The organism is Bradyrhizobium sp. McL0615 (genome assembly GCF_049993905.1).
Taxonomy (GTDB): domain Bacteria; phylum Pseudomonadota; class Alphaproteobacteria; order Rhizobiales; family Xanthobacteraceae; genus Bradyrhizobium.
The window spans coordinates 6,931,710-6,947,482 of sequence record NZ_CP188254.1 but is presented as its reverse complement, the minus strand read 5'-3'; the positions used below and the strand labels follow the sequence as shown (position 1 = coordinate 6,947,482).

Annotated in this window: 11 protein-coding genes and 4 pseudogenes; 9 read left to right on the top strand and 6 right to left on the bottom strand. The window is 56.9% G+C overall.

Annotation, left to right across the window (positions count from 1 at the left end):
* Positions 1 to 347 precede the first annotated feature (347 nt).
* Both ACPPVP_RS33575 and ACPPVP_RS33570 read left to right on the top strand, forming a co-directional pair.
* Positions 348 to 716: a hypothetical protein gene (locus ACPPVP_RS33575; protein ID WP_426527866.1), complete on the top strand. Its 369-nt coding sequence runs from the start codon at positions 348 to 350 to the stop codon at positions 714 to 716.
* A 706-nt stretch (positions 717 to 1,422) separates the two neighbouring features.
* Positions 1,423 to 1,869: a hypothetical protein gene (locus tag ACPPVP_RS33570; protein ID WP_426527865.1), complete on the top strand. Its 447-nt coding sequence runs from the start codon at positions 1,423 to 1,425 to the stop codon at positions 1,867 to 1,869.
* A gap of 282 nt (positions 1,870 to 2,151) precedes the next feature.
* Here ACPPVP_RS33570 and ACPPVP_RS33565 read toward each other — a convergent pair whose 3' ends face one another.
* Together ACPPVP_RS33565 and ACPPVP_RS33560 are read right to left on the bottom strand one after the other, a co-directional pair.
* Positions 2,152 to 3,204 (bottom strand): hypothetical protein, encoded by a 1,053-nt coding sequence (locus ACPPVP_RS33565; RefSeq protein WP_426527864.1) that lies wholly within the window; start codon positions 3,202 to 3,204, stop codon positions 2,152 to 2,154.
* A gap of 273 nt (positions 3,205 to 3,477) precedes the next feature.
* Positions 3,478 to 3,887: pseudogene (locus ACPPVP_RS33560) on the bottom strand (phage integrase central domain-containing protein).
* A 268-nt stretch (positions 3,888 to 4,155) separates the two neighbouring features.
* Between ACPPVP_RS33560 and ACPPVP_RS33555 the strand changes: the two are divergent.
* From ACPPVP_RS33555 to ACPPVP_RS33545, 3 genes are read left to right on the top strand one after another with little or no spacing between them, the layout of a single operon-like run.
* Complete coding sequence (locus ACPPVP_RS33555; RefSeq protein WP_426527863.1) at positions 4,156 to 4,620, top strand: hypothetical protein; 465 nt, start codon at positions 4,156 to 4,158, stop codon at positions 4,618 to 4,620.
* 14 nt (positions 4,621 to 4,634) lie between these two features.
* Complete coding sequence (locus ACPPVP_RS33550) at positions 4,635 to 4,784, top strand: DUF5989 family protein (RefSeq protein ID WP_426527862.1); 150 nt, start codon at positions 4,635 to 4,637, stop codon at positions 4,782 to 4,784.
* A gap of 8 nt (positions 4,785 to 4,792) precedes the next feature.
* The gene (locus tag ACPPVP_RS33545; protein ID WP_426527861.1) at positions 4,793 to 6,622 is read left to right on the top strand and encodes a carbamoyltransferase family protein; all 1,830 of its coding nucleotides are present in this window, start codon (positions 4,793 to 4,795) and stop codon (positions 6,620 to 6,622) included.
* A 401-nt stretch (positions 6,623 to 7,023) separates the two neighbouring features.
* Here ACPPVP_RS33545 and ACPPVP_RS33540 read toward each other — a convergent pair whose 3' ends face one another.
* A complete protein-coding gene (locus ACPPVP_RS33540) occupies positions 7,024 to 7,290 on the bottom strand; it encodes a hypothetical protein (protein ID WP_426527860.1) in 267 nt (88 codons plus the stop codon).
* A 427-nt stretch (positions 7,291 to 7,717) separates the two neighbouring features.
* On the opposite strand from ACPPVP_RS33540, the pseudogene ACPPVP_RS33535 reads away from it, so the two are divergent.
* Positions 7,718 to 7,945, top strand: a pseudogene (locus ACPPVP_RS33535) (transposase); the annotation flags it as partial.
* A gap of 239 nt (positions 7,946 to 8,184) precedes the next feature.
* Entirely contained in the window at positions 8,185 to 8,397 is a 213-nt protein-coding gene (locus ACPPVP_RS33530; RefSeq protein WP_426527859.1) for an IS3 family transposase, read from the top strand.
* Here ACPPVP_RS33530 and ACPPVP_RS33525 read toward each other — a convergent pair.
* The 3 genes and pseudogenes from ACPPVP_RS33525 to ACPPVP_RS33515 form a co-directional block, all read right to left on the bottom strand.
* Positions 8,394 to 11,021, bottom strand: a complete 2,628-nt coding sequence (locus ACPPVP_RS33525; protein ID WP_426527858.1) for a hypothetical protein — start codon at positions 11,019 to 11,021, stop codon at positions 8,394 to 8,396. The two genes, ACPPVP_RS33530 and ACPPVP_RS33525, sit on opposite strands and share 4 nt — an antisense overlap.
* Before the next feature lie 489 nt (positions 11,022 to 11,510).
* Positions 11,511 to 12,590 (bottom strand): annotated as a pseudogene (locus ACPPVP_RS33520) (IS3 family transposase); the annotation flags it as partial.
* Between the two features lie 208 nt (positions 12,591 to 12,798).
* The gene (locus ACPPVP_RS33515; RefSeq protein WP_426527857.1) at positions 12,799 to 14,082 is read right to left on the bottom strand and encodes an acyltransferase family protein; all 1,284 of its coding nucleotides are present in this window, start codon (positions 14,080 to 14,082) and stop codon (positions 12,799 to 12,801) included.
* Between the two features lie 437 nt (positions 14,083 to 14,519).
* Here ACPPVP_RS33515 and ACPPVP_RS33510 point away from each other — a divergent pair.
* Both ACPPVP_RS33510 and ACPPVP_RS33505 read left to right on the top strand, forming a co-directional pair.
* Positions 14,520 to 15,112, top strand: a pseudogene (locus tag ACPPVP_RS33510) (IS5 family transposase); the annotation flags it as partial.
* A 135-nt stretch (positions 15,113 to 15,247) separates the two neighbouring features.
* Positions 15,248 to 15,610: a hypothetical protein gene (locus tag ACPPVP_RS33505; protein ID WP_426527856.1), complete on the top strand. Its 363-nt coding sequence runs from the start codon at positions 15,248 to 15,250 to the stop codon at positions 15,608 to 15,610.
* Positions 15,611 to 15,773 lie beyond the last annotated feature (163 nt).

Below are 15,773 nucleotides of genomic sequence, written 5' to 3'. Positions count from 1 at the left end.
CGACCCATGATCCGCCAATGGGGACAGCCTGTCTAGGGCGTGTTGAATGACCGGGTTCGGGCCAAGCTCGACCAGGTTGAGTCAGCGGCAGGTCGGGGCACGGTCGGCTATGTTGCGGAAGTGCATTGGGCTGCGGTAGAGACCGCCTTCACGCTCATACTGCAATCGGAGTATCGTGCGCTCGCGGCCGTTCGAAGGTCGAAGTTTTCCTTTCCGCCTTGAATTTCCAAGGTAAGGCAACTTCAAGCGGCACACACGTTCATATCGGTAAGTCCGAACATTTGGACTGGTGAGAGTCCGCAGGCGGATGTTGCAACACAGAAACATCATTCCCGGAATCATACCGTATGGCTGTCATCGGCCGAGTGGCTTTGGGCGTTGCTCACGCTATTCAAATCATTGGAGTCTTATACCGCGAGCAAAACCAGAAAAAGCAGGACAAAAAAAGCCAAGGTCAGGGCAGCGTATACTGCGAGGGCAACAGGATCGCTCATCCGCTGGAATTTCCTCGGGCCCGTAGTTGGGAAGATGAGCCGCCACGTCGCCGCGATCGTCGAGAGCATCACGCGAAGCGTGAGTATGACCATTGTGATCTGAAGCCAGATCACGCCACCCATCTCTCGAAACACAATCCATCCGTTCCTCCAAGGCGATGGCACGACATCGCCGGCGGCTTCGATGCATCGCTGCATCAGTTGCTGGGCGCTCGTGAGTAATTCGGGTTTCTGGTAAAATGCGGCTACGACGAGGGCCCACGCCAAAACCGCCGTCAATATTCGGAACGTGTGAACCTTCAAATGGTACCCTAATACGGGTCTATTACGCTCTTCGAGACGCTTCATTCGGATAGCACCTACAATGCTGTACCTACTTTTGCTGCCCCGCATGGCGTGCCGGCCCTTCGGCCGCGATCATTCTCGCGGTAGGCAGTTAACGGACGGTTAGGCAACCTGCGGGCGTCAGATGCGAGCATTGACGTAGCAAGCGCCGCTATCCACCGCTTTGAGGAGTCAACTGCCTTTCGGCCCTATAAAAAGTTCCACTTCGTGCAAGCAATTGCGTTTCGCCGACGGCTGGACGAGGCCCGGAACGACAGAACCGGCAATCTGATAAGCAAGGCCGCCGCGCTTTGGTTGCGGGCATTCTTCATTTGGCTGGCGGAACAGCCCGGTCACCGCAGTCGGAAAAAGGTTTCCCAATGCCGATTATTTTCGTCTTTCTGAAAAGGATACCGCGAAGGCGACCAAACCCGGCCCGTGCCGACGCCGGAACCGATTGAAAGCGTGCTGGAACGTAGCCCGGGGGCTGCCGTCGTCGAGCGTCGAAATCGGGCAATCGTTGCCTTTACGTGGCTAACCGGGGTTCGGGACGGAGCGCTCGTTACGCTGAAGTTGCGACATGTAGACCTTGCCAAGCAACTGGTTGACCAAGACCCGCGCGAAGTTAGACGAAGAACAGCAAACAACTGCGAACCAGTTTTTCGGCGTCGGCGGCTCCGCCGAACGCATCGTGGTGGATTGGATTGCAGAATTGCGGCGGGACCATCTCTGGGGAAATGACGATCCTCTTTTTCCGGCGACCGCGATCGGGCGGAACTCAAACCGGCAACTCGCGGCGGTTGGACTGGCGCGCGCGCATTGGGCGACCGCCGATGCCGTGCAGAAAATCTTCAAGCAGCTATTCGGGAGCGTCGGCTTGCACGGGTTTAATCCTCACAGTTTTCGTCACGCGCTGGCGGCATTGGGGGAGCGAACGTGCCAGAACCCGGGGCAATTCAAGGCTTGGAGTCAGAACCTAGGTCATGAGGGTGCTTACGACGTTTTCCAGTTACGGGCCCGTGTCAGAACAGCGGCAAGCAGAGTTGATTGAGGCCCTCAGCGGTTGCTCCGCGCCAGACGAGGTGACTGCTGCTGTCGTTAAGAGGGTTGCAGACATTTGGCGGCGAGATCTTAGCTGTGGCATCGCATAGGCTGTCACAGCCCCAAACCAAGCGCCCGGCTACGATTGCCGAACGCAGTCCTGCTGGCTGGAGAAAAATGCGGTTCATTCCGACGCGTGCGTCCCAAAATCTCGGCTGAAGTCTTTCAAATCGTCGCTGCGGTCACAAAGCCGAGGGAGGAACAGTCGAAACGAAAAAGGTCCGACAGCCCCTTACCTAATTCCCTCGATCGCCTTCTGCCCAATCGCATAGTGCCAGTACGGACCGGGATGCGGGTCGAAGCCTTCGACATCGTCGCGTGTAAAGGAGTCAAAATCTTCCGACAAGGCTGAGATGACCGGAACGCCGCTGTTAGTGAGCACGGGGTTGTCTCTGCGCCCCTCAAAATAAAGGATGTACGTTTTCGCTGGTACTTTGGCGATGTCACGGATCAGCGCGGTGGAGATCGCAGCCATTTCCGTAGGCGACGGGTCGGGCTGCTTGCAATAGTCTCCCCACTTCGCGCAATCCTGCTCAACGAGGCTAACGGAAATCTGCCCACCAGATAACGACGCTTTCGGGATTTTGCTGCCGTCGTGCTTCTCGTCGTGTTGCTTGAACCACTGTTCGAGATAGCGTAGGCGGGAGGGTGCGGCGACATTGCGAACATCGTAATAGTCGGCGTACCCAACTATGATAATGTCGCGTGCAGTGATGCGGCTTTTCAGTTCCTGAATTCGCAGATAAGACTGCACAAGGCTGTAGCCGCCAAGCGCAAACAGCCTCACGTTGTAGTTCGGCTTTGCCATCTGCACGTGATAGGCGAACGTCTGTTCGTCATTTACGCCATAGCCAAACACGAAACTGTCGCCAAGGATATAGATCGTCGGCTTCTGCGGATCAAAGTCCGTTCCGGCCCATCGGCTCTGATCCTGGTTGATCGTCGTTTTGACCCGGAAGCGCTCCCACGTTCCGTTCTTCAGGCGCTTGAAGGTGTAGGTCTGCGCGCCCGGAAGTGGCGACCACCCGTAGACCGGATTAATCTTCAGGCAAGGCGAGGGCGCGCATTCAGGCGCGGGGATGGGCTCGTTGACCAATCCGAGTTTCGCCCCGGCCTTCAACGCCAGCACAGCTACGCTCAACAGGCGTCCATCGGAAACCTTGCCCTCGCGGCGGTATCGATAGAGCAGCAGTTCGGAGGACAGCAGTTCGGCAGCGATAGCGACGCTCAAGATCACGACGATAAGCGCGGCAATGACGATCGCGGGCCTTACTTTCTCAGTCATCGGACAATGAACCGCCGAGCCACGAACAGGACCAGGGCGACGACGGGTAAAAGGCCATCCGCTAGACATTGCCGTCGCGGCGCAGGGCTTAAAGTTCATCGCTCATCCCCAGAACCTACTCGCCGCCACAACCTTAGTCTAGAGCTTGCATAGCGGGATGCTGAATCCGGGAGCGTGGCGTGAATGAGTAAAACGATGGGCTAGGTGCTCAGCGCCTAAGCACTCTCTCTAGCTTGTCGCGAGCGGCAATGTATTCTTCCTAGTCGCGTCGAGCTAGCCGCGCCACCGGGCCGGGTTCTCGCCAGAACGCATGCCGACGCGCGCCTTGGCGAAGTCTAGGGTGCGTTCAATGCGGCCGCGGAGCCGGGAGCCGGTTTCCGGCTTGGTGAGCCAGAGGGCTTTCAGGATTCGCAGGACATCGTGGTTATGTCGGCCACGGGTTTCGTCGCGATTGGCGCGCAATAGACGGTGAGGGTTGTAATCCATTGCGCACGGTGCTTGGCGTTACGCCACGCGGGCGACATGCTTTCCACGAGCGTGCTGGCGGCTTCCGCAAACGTCATGGTCGCGGGCTTCGGCCGGGCTGCGAGGGAATCGAGGCCGCTGGTAAGCTGCTGGCGCGCGTTCGCCGCCAATTTGCGGGCTTGGACCAATGGCACATCGCGCACGGAGCCAAGTCCCATTTCGCGGCGCCGACCACCGGCCCTGTACATGAACAGCCAGGAGCGGCCGCTTGTTGCCGTGAACCGCTATCAAGGCGGCCACTAAAAGAAGCGATCGCAAACTCTCTCGCGATCCCGGGACCATCGCAAGAACAGCCCCCGCCAGAGTAACGATGGTACCATACAAAAATACTCGATCAATCCACATAAACAGTATATGAGAAAATCGTAGCCTCAACCAATAGAACAGCTACTCAGCTTCGCTCGGAGGACTTAGCAGCACCATGAAATGGAAACGTCGGTACCTAGCGCCGCAATGAATGACCCTAACTACTCTACCCACGAAAGTTTTTCCCGCGATGAGCAAATTGTCGTCGGGTCTGATCGCTTGTTCGGCTTTGTGATGGCGGGCGCGTTCGCGGTGGTCAGCTTGCTCAATGGTTGGCATGCGGGCCGCATGTGGCCGTGGACGACGGGCCTCGCCGCCATCTTCCTGATCATCACGTTGTTGCGCCCGGCGCTGCTCAATCCGCTCAATCGCATCTGGCTAAGATTCGGCCTGTTGCTGCACCGAATCGTCAATCCCATAATAATGGCGCTGCTCTTCTACGCCACGGTGCTGCCGACTGGTCTCGTGATGCGCGCAATGGGCAAGGATCTATTGCGGCTGAAACGGGAGCCCGATGCGGTGAGTTACTGGATCGCGCGAACGCCAGCTGGACCGGCGCCTGAGACGATGAAAGATCAGTTTTAGCGAGCGCAAGAGAAATGGATTTTCTGAAAGAACTTTTTCGTTTCATGCGGGTGCGCAAGAAATTCTGGCTGCTTCCGATCCTGATCATGATGGTAGTGTTCGGTGGCCTTGTCGTGCTGACCAAAGGCTCGGCGATCGCGCCGTTCATCTACACGCTGTTCTAAGCAGATCGATGCGCATCCTCGGCATTTCCGCCTTCTATCATGACAGCGCCGCAGCGCTGGTCGAGGACGGCCGCATTGTTGCCGCCGCGCAGGAGGAGCGTTTTACGCGCAAGAAGCACGATCCTTCCTTTCCGCATAGCGCCATCGCCTATTGCCTTGCTGAGCTGGGCATCGGAGCTGGAGCGCTCGACTATGTCGTTTTCTATGATAAGCCGTTTCTGAAATTTGAGCGGTTGCTCGAGACCTATGTCGCGCTGGCGCCGCGGGGCTTCCGCTCTTTCCAGATGTCGATCCCGCTGTGGCTGAAAGAAAAGCTGTTTCAAAAAAGTCTCCTCACGGATGAGCTGAAGAAGTTCGCGCCGGAGTTTGATCGCGAAAAGCTTCTTTTCTGCGAACACCACCTCAGCCATGCGGCTTCAGCCTTCTATCCCTCGCCTTACGAGAATGCGGCCGTGCTCACCATGGACGGCGTTGGCGAATGGGCGACGACGTCGGCTGCAACCGGCGTAAGCAACAAGCTCGAAATCTTCCAGGAGATCCATTTCCCGCATTCGCTCGGCCTGCTTTATTCGGCCGCGACCTACTATATCGGCTTCAAGGTCAACTCCGGCGAATACAAGGTTATGGGGCTCGCGCCATATGGCGAGCCGAAATACTCCAAGCTAATACTCGATCACATCATCGACCTGAAGCCGGACGGCTCGTTTCGCCTCGATCTTTCTTATTTCGATTATTGCACAGGTTTCACTATGACCAACGAGCGCTTCGCAAAGCTGTTCGGTCAGCCGGTGCGCACGCCCGATCAATTGCTCACGCCGTTCCACATGGACGTCGCTGCCTCGATACAGGCAGTACTGGACGAAGCCGTGCTGCGGATGACGCGTAGTCTCGCTAGGCAAACCGGATCGCGCAATCTATGTCTTGCCGGCGGCGTCGCGCTCAATTGCGTCGCTAATGGCAAGGTGCTGCGCGATGGCCATTTTGATAACATTTGGATTCAGCCGGCCGCGGGCGATGCCGGCGGCGCGGTGGGCGCGGCGCTTTCTGCCTATCATGGCTTTGCCGGAAGGCCGCGTAAGAGCAACGGCACTGACGGCATGGCCGGCGCGTATCTCGGCCCGCACTACACGCAAAACCAGATCGAGCAGCGGCTGACGGCAGTCCGCGCGAAATTTTCGGTGCTCGATGAAGCTGCGATGATCGATGCGACGGCAGAGGCGCTTGCCGATCAAAAAGCCGTCGGCTGGTTCCAGGGTCGGATGGAATTCGGCCCGCGATCGCTCGGCGCGCGTTCGATTCTTGGCGATGCCCGTTCGCCCGCCATGCAGAAGAACCTCAATTTAAAAGTGAAGTACCGGGAGAGCTTTCGTCCCTTCGCTCCCGCCGTGCTGCGCGAGGATGCCGCCGACTGGTTCGACCTGAAATCCGACAGTCCCTACATGCTGATCGTTGCCGACGTCCGTGACGATCGCCGCCGCCATATGAGCGCCGCGGAACATGCGCTTTTTGGCATCGAAAAGTTGAACGTGTCACGATCGGAAATCCCGGCGGTAACCCATGTCGATTATTCCGCGCGCGTCCAGACCGTGCACCGCGACACCAACCCGATCTTCCACCGCCTGCTTGGCCGATTCAAGGAACTGACCGGATGCCCCGTGTTGGTCAACACCAGCTTCAACGTTCGCGGCGAGCCGATCGTCTGTACGCCCGAAGACGCATTCCGCTGCTTCATGGGCAACGAACTCGACGTGCTCGTGGTCGGCAATTGCGTGCTGAACAAGGGCGAACAGGACCCCGCGCTGAAGCAAGATTACAGCCAGGCGTTTGAGGCGGATTGATCAAGAGCACAGTAGGGGATCGTGGCAACTCGCCATCCCAACCGGGGTGCCTTTGAGAAGCGGTGTCGTATTGGGCCTTGCCACAATTGAAAGGCTGCGAATGTGAGAAACAGGCCCCAGCCCTTTCTCAAAAACTGGGGCCGTCATTCCAATGCGTTAAGCCAGGGGGGCGACCGTGACTGGCGCCTCTGTCGACGTGCCAAGCGACCGCCCGAAAGGATGCCTGTTTGGAAAGGAACCCGCGGTCGTCGCAGGGGACGACATCGAGAGGTAAATTTCGTTGCGATTGATCAGTACACCGAGAAGGCGCTAGGTAACCGCGATTACTTTCTCAACAAGTCCTACGGGGTGGGATAGAGCTTCTACCAAATGCGGCGACACAAGCCGTCGCGACGCGGCCGCTAATTGCTGTGCTCGCAGCCGGGCTCGCCGTCCGCCATTCGCAAAGCGGGATAAGGCGCGACATCGCCTACGGGCTGATTGCGTGTGAAAACCCAGCCGGAATTAACCGTCACCAAGGCGCAGCAGGCGCCAGTTGGCGAGAGATAGTGATAGTGCAAGGAGGCTGGGCCGTAATATGACGTCGGCCCGTAATACTGCGCTGACGCCGGGCTGATTTCGCAGGTGGCAACACTGCAAATAACGGCCGCGAATATCTTTGCCTTCATCTCAGGACTCTCCCGCTACATTCACCTCTATACTTGCCTTGCGCGATCCGCGCTAGTTTTGCGCTTTGCGCGACTGCAACCTTAAAAAAAATGCGGGTGCCAGCGCGGTGATGACGGCTCAGGGTGATGACAGCTCAGATTGTACAGCCGATTGTGCGTAGATACGGAAAACGCCGAATTATTTCAATGATATCAATGAATTTAGCGAAGGGGATGACATGCTCTGGTTTCGGCCAGGAGACTGCGCCTCGGCGCATTCGTGATCGCGACGAAGACAAGGGAGCAACGCGCCATCACACGACTGCTACCGTCTTTGCTACCGAACGCCGTGATACCCAGTGGCAGCAGTGACGTGCTCCCGGCAAATTAGGCCGGTTGAACTGGAATTTTCCAGTTATGATCCCCGGACGGGGACGAGGAGAGTTCCATGAAGGCATCGAAGTTTTCAGAGGCGCAGATCGCATCCGTTTCAAAACAGGCTGAAGATGGCTCGGCAGTTGGTGAGGTTTGCCGCAAGGCCGGGAACAGCGAGGCGACGTTCTATAACTGGCGGAAGAAGTATGCGGGACTGCTGCCGTCAGAGATGAAGCGCCTTCGTCAGCTTGAGGAGGAGAATAGCAAGTTGAAGAGGATCGTCGCCGATTTACATACTGACGTTTCCTTTTGCGAGACGTCCAGCCCAACATATTGCTTCATAGCCCCCTCCGATTCGCGAGATTGCGGGAAGGCTTGAAGATAGCGGACCTTTCGAGCCGCGGGCGCCGACCGCAATTACGTCATCGTCTGCAATATTTGCAAGCCAATTGACAATTTGTCCTTGAACAAGGCCATGCTTCAGGATGTGCTGTCAAAAAAGCTCTGAGGCCTGGCCGCAAGCGTGAGCTTGTCGACAGGGTGCGAAGTGACTGGAAGGTCTCGACCAGGCGGACCTACTCGACCCTTCGGATTGATCGCGCACTGTACGTCTACAAGTCAAAGTGCGGCGACCAGGCCGCCCTCAAGGGCCGGATCAAGGACATCTGCGAGACGCGAGTGAGATACGGGTATCGCCGGGTCCATGTGCCGCTGCAACGAGATGGCTGGACCATCAACGTCAAGCGCGTCTAATCCAGCGCGATAACGCCTGCGGCTGTGAGCCTCGGTAGCCCATCTCGCATCTCAACGAGGCCCAAATTCAGGAGTGCCGTCAGATCCTCGGCGCTGACAGGCGAGAATTTCGTTCGCTTGCTTCTGATGTCGCGCATCGTCCATCGCAACTGGATCGCGGTGTTCAGGTCCAGCTGATCCAGCAACGACTTCGCCTGTCGGGCGCGTGTTACCGCACTTCCCGTATTGGCTGAAGAAGCGACGAGAGTGGGCTGTACCGCTGGCATTTCATTGGCTGCCTGATCTGAGGCGGGCCGCGCTCCTTTGAAGATCGACGCCGACGATTTCGTGTCGGTGGAAACCAGAGCCGACATTTCGGGCTTCAATGATCTTGGCGGTTGCGCCAACATGCTTTCCGCGTCGGACAGATGGGCAATAGTTTCCCCCGCAATCCCCGCGTTGTCTGGCTGACTGGCAAATACCAAGCGAGAAGGCGTTTTTTCAAGGAGAGGCGGCGACGGCTTTGTATTTGGCACGCGTAGTGCGGCCAACAACGGACTTACGTGCTGCGGGAGGCCGCCTTCCACTTCGCTCGGAGCAGCTTCAGGGGGCTTTCCCGACGGCCCCAAACTGTGGAGTTGACCTGAGGGTGTGGAGTGCGGTGAATTATGCCCGTGGATAGACCAGGAATAGTTGGTATCGGTTGAAACGAGAGCAGGTCGGTCAGCCAGCGGCAATGAGTTGGTCTGCTGCGTTGTTACGTGAACTGGAAGAGTGGCGGCAGTGGGTTCGATCGCCGGCCCTGCACCGTCCAGTTCGTCAGAGAGTGGTACCGGCGAGATTTCATTCCCGAAGCTGAAAAAACGCGATTTAGTGCGGGACGAAGCCGACGAGAGGATTTCATCCAACATCCGCTCTGTCTCCGACGCATTTTCTGAATTAGTCCGCGGAACGACAGAGGTCGTTTTTATCGCCGGTTCTAGATTTTTCGACTGCGTCGGGGATGCTGGGGGGAAGGGCTCGTTCTCAGAGCTTGCTAGCGTCGGTTCACTCCTTAAACGCTGCGGGCGCGCACTTTCCGCGTTGGTCAGTCGGGCGGGTGCAACAGTGCTCGCCGCAGACGCCATGTTTTTAACGCGATCGGAGAGAGTTGGAGGCGACAGCTCTGGGTGGACGTTTAAAGGAGGAGATTCGGAATTTGTTGAAATCAGGGAAGCTCGTTCCGCAGATAATGATACTTGCGGTTGCGACTGTCCACTTTTGACGTCTGGAACGGTTTCTTCTGCCGGCGTCAGATCGTGCGGGTGACCAGAGAGAACTAGTTGCGAGGGTTCAGTCTTCATAACGTGCGGCGCCGTAGTCCTCAGCGAAAGCAGTCCGCTCAGCGGCAGCACCTTTTCTACATCGCACTGCGCATGTTCTACATTTGCGGGGGCCAGTTGATCAGAGGCAATTTGGGTCGACTGTCCTCTTTGCGTTAAGGGGACTGGCGGTTCTACATTGTCCAGCCGCGTGGAAACGGTTTCGATCAGCAACGATCTTGCCTGCTGCAGCAGTTCACCGTCCGCTTCAGTTGAGGTGGCAACCGCAACGGGTCTAGCCGTCTGCTCCACATTGTTTTGCCAACTAGCGACGGTCGAGGTTGAAGGTTGCCTCTCGACGGTTGGAGATGACGATTCCGTGTTTGCCGAAATTGGGGAAGATCTTTCGTCCGGCCAAGACGTGGCCTGCTGCGGTAGCGTGCTTGGGGCGTCAGTTGAAGCGGTAACCACAACACCGTCAACTATCGGCCTCTCGTGGCCTGAATGACCAGAGAGATGCGGTGACCTGGGTTCTTGCTCGACGCTAAAATGCGATGGTTCTACCAGCGGCGAGGTTGCCGGAGTCGGTTTCGCTGCGGGAGTTGAAACGGCTATTGCAATCGGCTCTGGCGGGTCTGCTTGACCAGCGAGCGGTGGGTGTAATGACTTCCTCTCGTTATCAGAGAGTAGCGATTCTTCTTTGGTCGTAAATATGTGATGTACTCTAGCCAGCAAAGACCGAGCTCTCCGCGACCACTCGCTTTCCGCGTTAGTCGATGAGGCGACGGTAGATGGGTTTGCCTGCGGCTCCCCATGGTCGGTTCGACCAAGGAACGGCTCAGATAGAGAATTGGCATCATAGCTAGGACGCGACATTTGCGGATCTATCGGATCCGCACGCGATTCGGTCAGAATCTCTGCAAGTGCTTGATGATCGAAGCTGGGTTGCGGAGGTCTTGTGTGGGTCGAAACAGGAGGCTTGCTCAACATCTCCGAATGCGCTTGTTGACCAAAGTGTGCTCGCGATGATTGCGCGTTGCTTGATAGAGAAGGACGTTCGCTTAATATCTCAGCAAACGCTTGATCAAAGCTGGTCGGCGACAGTCTCTCGGTGGGTGAGGTCGGAAGTGCGTCGTTGAATATTCCGGTAAGGGCTGCATGATCGAATTGCGCGAAAGAATTCTTTGTATTGGCCGCATTCGGGCGAGACTTGCTGAAAGCCTCCGAAATCGTTTCTTGATAAAAGGTGGCGGTCAAGTTTTCTGTACCGACCGCATTAAGGTTTGGCTCATTGAATATGTCCGCGATAGCCTCGTGCACCGCCTGAAGTTTATCCGCGCTCATTCCGTCGTCCTCGAAGTCACGGCTATCCTCCCGGCTGCGTATTCTGCATCGGCTCCAAGCCGGTTACCAGCGAAGACGGGAGGGACACACAAAGAGTTGCGGTGAGAAATCCCCTGCGCTGGAGTGTAAATTGGTTCAGGCGGTTGCATTCCCTCGAGGCAAGAAAACATCGATAGACCGCGGGAATCAGGGGGGCGCACCGGCGGGAACAAAATTCGCTTTCCACTGCGGACGGTCAGCCCTGAGGGTTGCGCCGATTCTCAGATCAGCAAACGACGCTTCTGAATGGCACCGCGGAGAACGCCGCGATTCAATCGGCCCGGGCACAGCCACCGAAAGTGGCATTTCACCTAAGATGAATATCAGGAAATTTGAATGATCCTTCCGAAAAAGTAGAGCGGTCCCGGTTATCTGAACAATAATCCCGCGTCGATAAGTGGAGCGTCTGCCGGGGTTAGGCCGCCGCGCGGAGCGGAGGAAGATCGAAGTAGCTTTGTCCGGGGTGCGGTCGTCAAGGCTCGAACGCGGTCGTCGCCCGTTGTAAAAGTCGAGATCCCGACCAATCGAACGCGCCTCGCCGACGGTTTCGTAGGCTCGCAGGTAGACCCCCTCGTATTTGACGCTGCGCCAAAGCCGTTCGACGAACACGTTGTCCCGCCAGGCCCCTTTGCGATCTATGCTGATGGCGATGCCGTAATCAGCAAGCAGGCCGGTGAATGCCGAACCGGTGAACTGCGAGCCTTGGTTGGCGTTGACGAGTTCCGGCCTGCCATGATGCGCGAGAGCATCCTCCAACGTCTCGACGCAGAAGGCCGCCTCCATCGTGATCGACAGAGCCGCCACGACAGGACACGACGTCGCCCAGTCCGGCACCACGGCGAGATAGACGAAGCCATGCGCCATTGGAAGGTACGTGATGTCCATGGCCCGGTCCTGGTTCGGCCGCGTAACCTCCATGCCGCTCAGCAGATACGAACAGATTTTGTGGCCGGGTTCGGGCTTCGTGGTACACGGACGGCGATAGAGCGCCTCTATGCCCATCCGCCGCATCAGCGTCGTCACATGCCGGCGGCCGACTTTGCACCCCGCAAAGCCAGCAGGCCTCCAGCATACGCGAACCGGGGGGTGAACTCCAGGTGCAGCCGATCGAGCTGCCGCATGATCTCGAGGTCGGCTGAAGAAACCGGCCGCGGCAGATAGTAGACGCAGCCGCGGCTGACCTTCAAAATCTCCGCCTGCTTAGTGATCGACAGATCGTGCTCACGGTCGATCATCGCTTGGCGCTCAGCAATCCCGCCTTGGTGAGCGCTCCTTCTAAAAAATCGTTCTCCAACGTCAGCTCTCCGCTCTTGGCGTGGAGCGACTTCACATCGACCGCGGGTGGGCCGGCGTCCCACCGCCCGATTCGGAAGCGCCGCCTTCAGGCTGCGATTTCCAGGCTGTGATCTGATGGGGGTGAACGTCGAAATGCTCGGCCAGTTGGGCTATCGTCCGATCGCCCTTGACGGCGGTCAGAGCCACCTTCGCCTTGAAGGCCGGTGAGTGGTTCCCACGAGGTCGTCTGCTCATGGTTTCTCCTGTTCACGGCGATTATCGCCGTTGTCAGGCAGAAATTCCACCTATCGTCCTGTTCAGATTTCCGGAACCGGCTCTATGGGCCAGAAGCAGACATCATGTTACCATTAGTTTGCTAAAAAGAACTCAGCAACCACGGTACGCTAGCGGCGCGACACCTGATATCGATCGAGTGCCCTTAGGCAACGACTGTTCGTCCGCATCACGGCCCACTAAACGTAGGCGCTGAAACCAAGTTGCGCTGCGCAGGCACTTCGTATTGATAGTGCCGCTTGAGTCGGTTGAACGGCATCTCTATTAATTTATACACGACCATAGCCAAGAGCATGGACAAAGCTATTGCCAAGCTTATGAATCCCAAGAGACCAATAAGCTGCGCAACCGAGTGCCCCAGAGGGGCGGCCAAGGCTTCGATGCGATCGGGCCCAAACAGCAGCATGAAAGTCTTTTGCAGGGGTACATGCAGCACGTACGCTCCGTAGCTATATTTGCCTAGGAACCGCAGCCAACCGAGTTCGAGGCCGCCTCTGATCGCGGTGTGTTGCGGCGAGATGGCAAAGACGATCAGCGCCGCGCTCCCGAGCGCGAGAAAGCTAAAACCGAAACCGAGGGCTTCGGGGTTGCTCCAGTAGAAAGACCGTTTCAGCCCGATCACACATACTAGGAGATACAAAACCGTGGCCCCTGCAGCCCAGCGCGCCCAACGCATCATCTGAGCTGGTTCTTGCTCCCGAACGAACAATGCCAACAACCCGCCGATGGCAAACTGGTCCATGCGCGAGAGTGTGAAAGTGTAAACCGCAGCCGGATCCATGTCGTAGTGCATCATGGTGAAGCGCACAATCGGTGCCACCACTATCAGCAGAACACTCGTCAACAGCAGCCCGCGGCGCGTGCATAAGTACACGATCAGGGGCCACACTAAATAGAAATGCTCCTCGACTCCGAGGGACCAGAAATGCCCAACCCAAAGTGGGTCGGGATCGAAAAAGTCATTGTTGTAATACGTTATCGCAAAGTCTTGCGAATATGCCCACATCCAAGCCTGTGCGTCTTGCACACGGTGAATGCCCGGGTTGTCGAGCGCCGGTAGTTGAAGCGCCGGAAGTAAGACGAAGATCACGATCATCGCAACGTAATAGAGCGGAAAAATACGCAATGTTCGGCGCATGTAAAACCGACTGAAGTAGCCCGGCCCTTGTTTTTGACGAAGTAGGATACCGGTGATCAAAAAGCCCGAAAGGGCAAAAAAGATGTCTACGCCAGACCAAAGGTTGCAGAACAAACTGATGAACATTTTCGCTGCGTAAGTATCGGCCTGAAGACCGCCGTAGGTCCCGAAGTGAAAACACATGACGCACAGCACTGCCAAGCCGCGCAAGCCATCCAAAGCTGGCACGCGATCATGGTTCTGGAGTGCCAAATTATCTGCCATAGCTGGCCCGCGGACGGTTGAACCACGTAAACCTTGCTGCGTTTGACTCATGACTTAATTTGGTCCGGTCTCTTCCGCCATCACCTGTGTTCAGATGGCGGACGCATTGCTGTGTACTTAGCGTAAGTTCAACACATGCGTATAGTTTGCTCATGCGCCACCACGAATGCGCGCGTACTCTAATAATCTGCTGATAGGTTTAAGCGGTTGCAGTGGCATATTGCCTCAAGTTAAAAGTTAATACGGCTCAATTGGGAAAGTTAAGTTAGCCGCTTTTCGCGTGAATTCATTCGAAAATGTGAAGCTACATGCAAGCCTAGGTCCGGTATAGGCGATTTTCGACGGTTTCTGTGGAGACTGTCGACTGGTTGATGTTGCTCTACCCCGTAAGCGACGAGCCGGTGCCTGCCCGGAAGCGTTGTGTCTGGCCAGACCGCCGTAATTCAACCCGCCCGAACTGACAGATCGAATCACGCGCTACGAACTAGTTGCCTCGGGTGAACTACCGTCGTGTCCTCAATGGCATCTTCTGGGTCTTGCGCTCCGGAGCACTTGGCGTGATCTGCCCGAGGCGTTTGGTCCGTACACCACCTGCTTCAATCGTTTCGTCCGTTGGCGGCGGGCTAATGTCTGGGCCGCATGATAAAGGCACCTGCCGTTGCCCGAGCCGCCGTCATGATCGACACCTCGATAGTCCGCGCATCAGCATGGGGCTTGCATAACGAGGAGTCAGCGTCAGTCGATGGGAAGGTCGCGCGACGCCTAACGAGCAAAATTCATGCTGTGGTCGATAACAATGGTCTTCCGGTACGACTGGCGTTGAGCCCTGGTGAGGCCCATGACGTCCGACTTGCCGGACAATTGCTGTCTCGTCTCAAATCCCGATCAATGCTGCTAGCCGACCGGGGTTATGTTCTGTGGGCCAATATCTTGCCGAAAAGCAACCGCCGCGATCCGATCTGCTTTAGCCTGTATCTCTGTCGCGCTACAACGCTACGACAGGCTTGCGGGAAACTACCTTGCCCTCGTCCAACTCGCATCTATCCTGCTATGGCTGGCCGCCCGTAGTCCGCGCCCCTAGCTCGGTAGCCGAAACGCTCCTCGAAGCGTTCCTATTTGGCGGGATCTCAGCTATCTCTCCTGGAAGCGCCGCGGTGCTTGTTGTTTTTGGTCGTAACAATGTACTCTTCCGAGTGGCAAGCAGAAGGAGGCGGCGGTGTCCAAACAGTTCCTTATGTTGTTTTTGTCTGTTGCGATGGCTTTGACGGCCGTAGCGCCGTTATGGGCTCAGGCTAATAAGCGTGCGATCTACCCTAAAGGTTTTGAGGCCACGACTGATTGGCAATATTCTTGTCCGGATGGCAAGGGTTGCTCCTTCAATTGCCCTGGATCGGGTGGGGCAAACAACGTCACCAAGCTCAGCATCTTTTTGGGATCAGTCCCGATCGGAAAGAATGCAAATACTGCCGGTATTTTTTATGAGTTCACCAGCACGCAAACTCTGCGCGGTAGCGGGTTTGCCGTCACAACTGGCATAGGCACTCTTGCCTGCCAAGTGCAGGGCATGACCCTCGACTAGACATGACCTTTAGCATTCAACGGGCATAGGCTCAGGCAGCCAAACAAAAGACCACCTGAAGGCGGTTTCCGCTCCCACCTTCTTTCGGCGTTTATGATGGGCGAGGTTCGCGAGGCTTATGGATGGTATCGGGTTGCGTCTAGGCCTGACCATACGCTTAAGG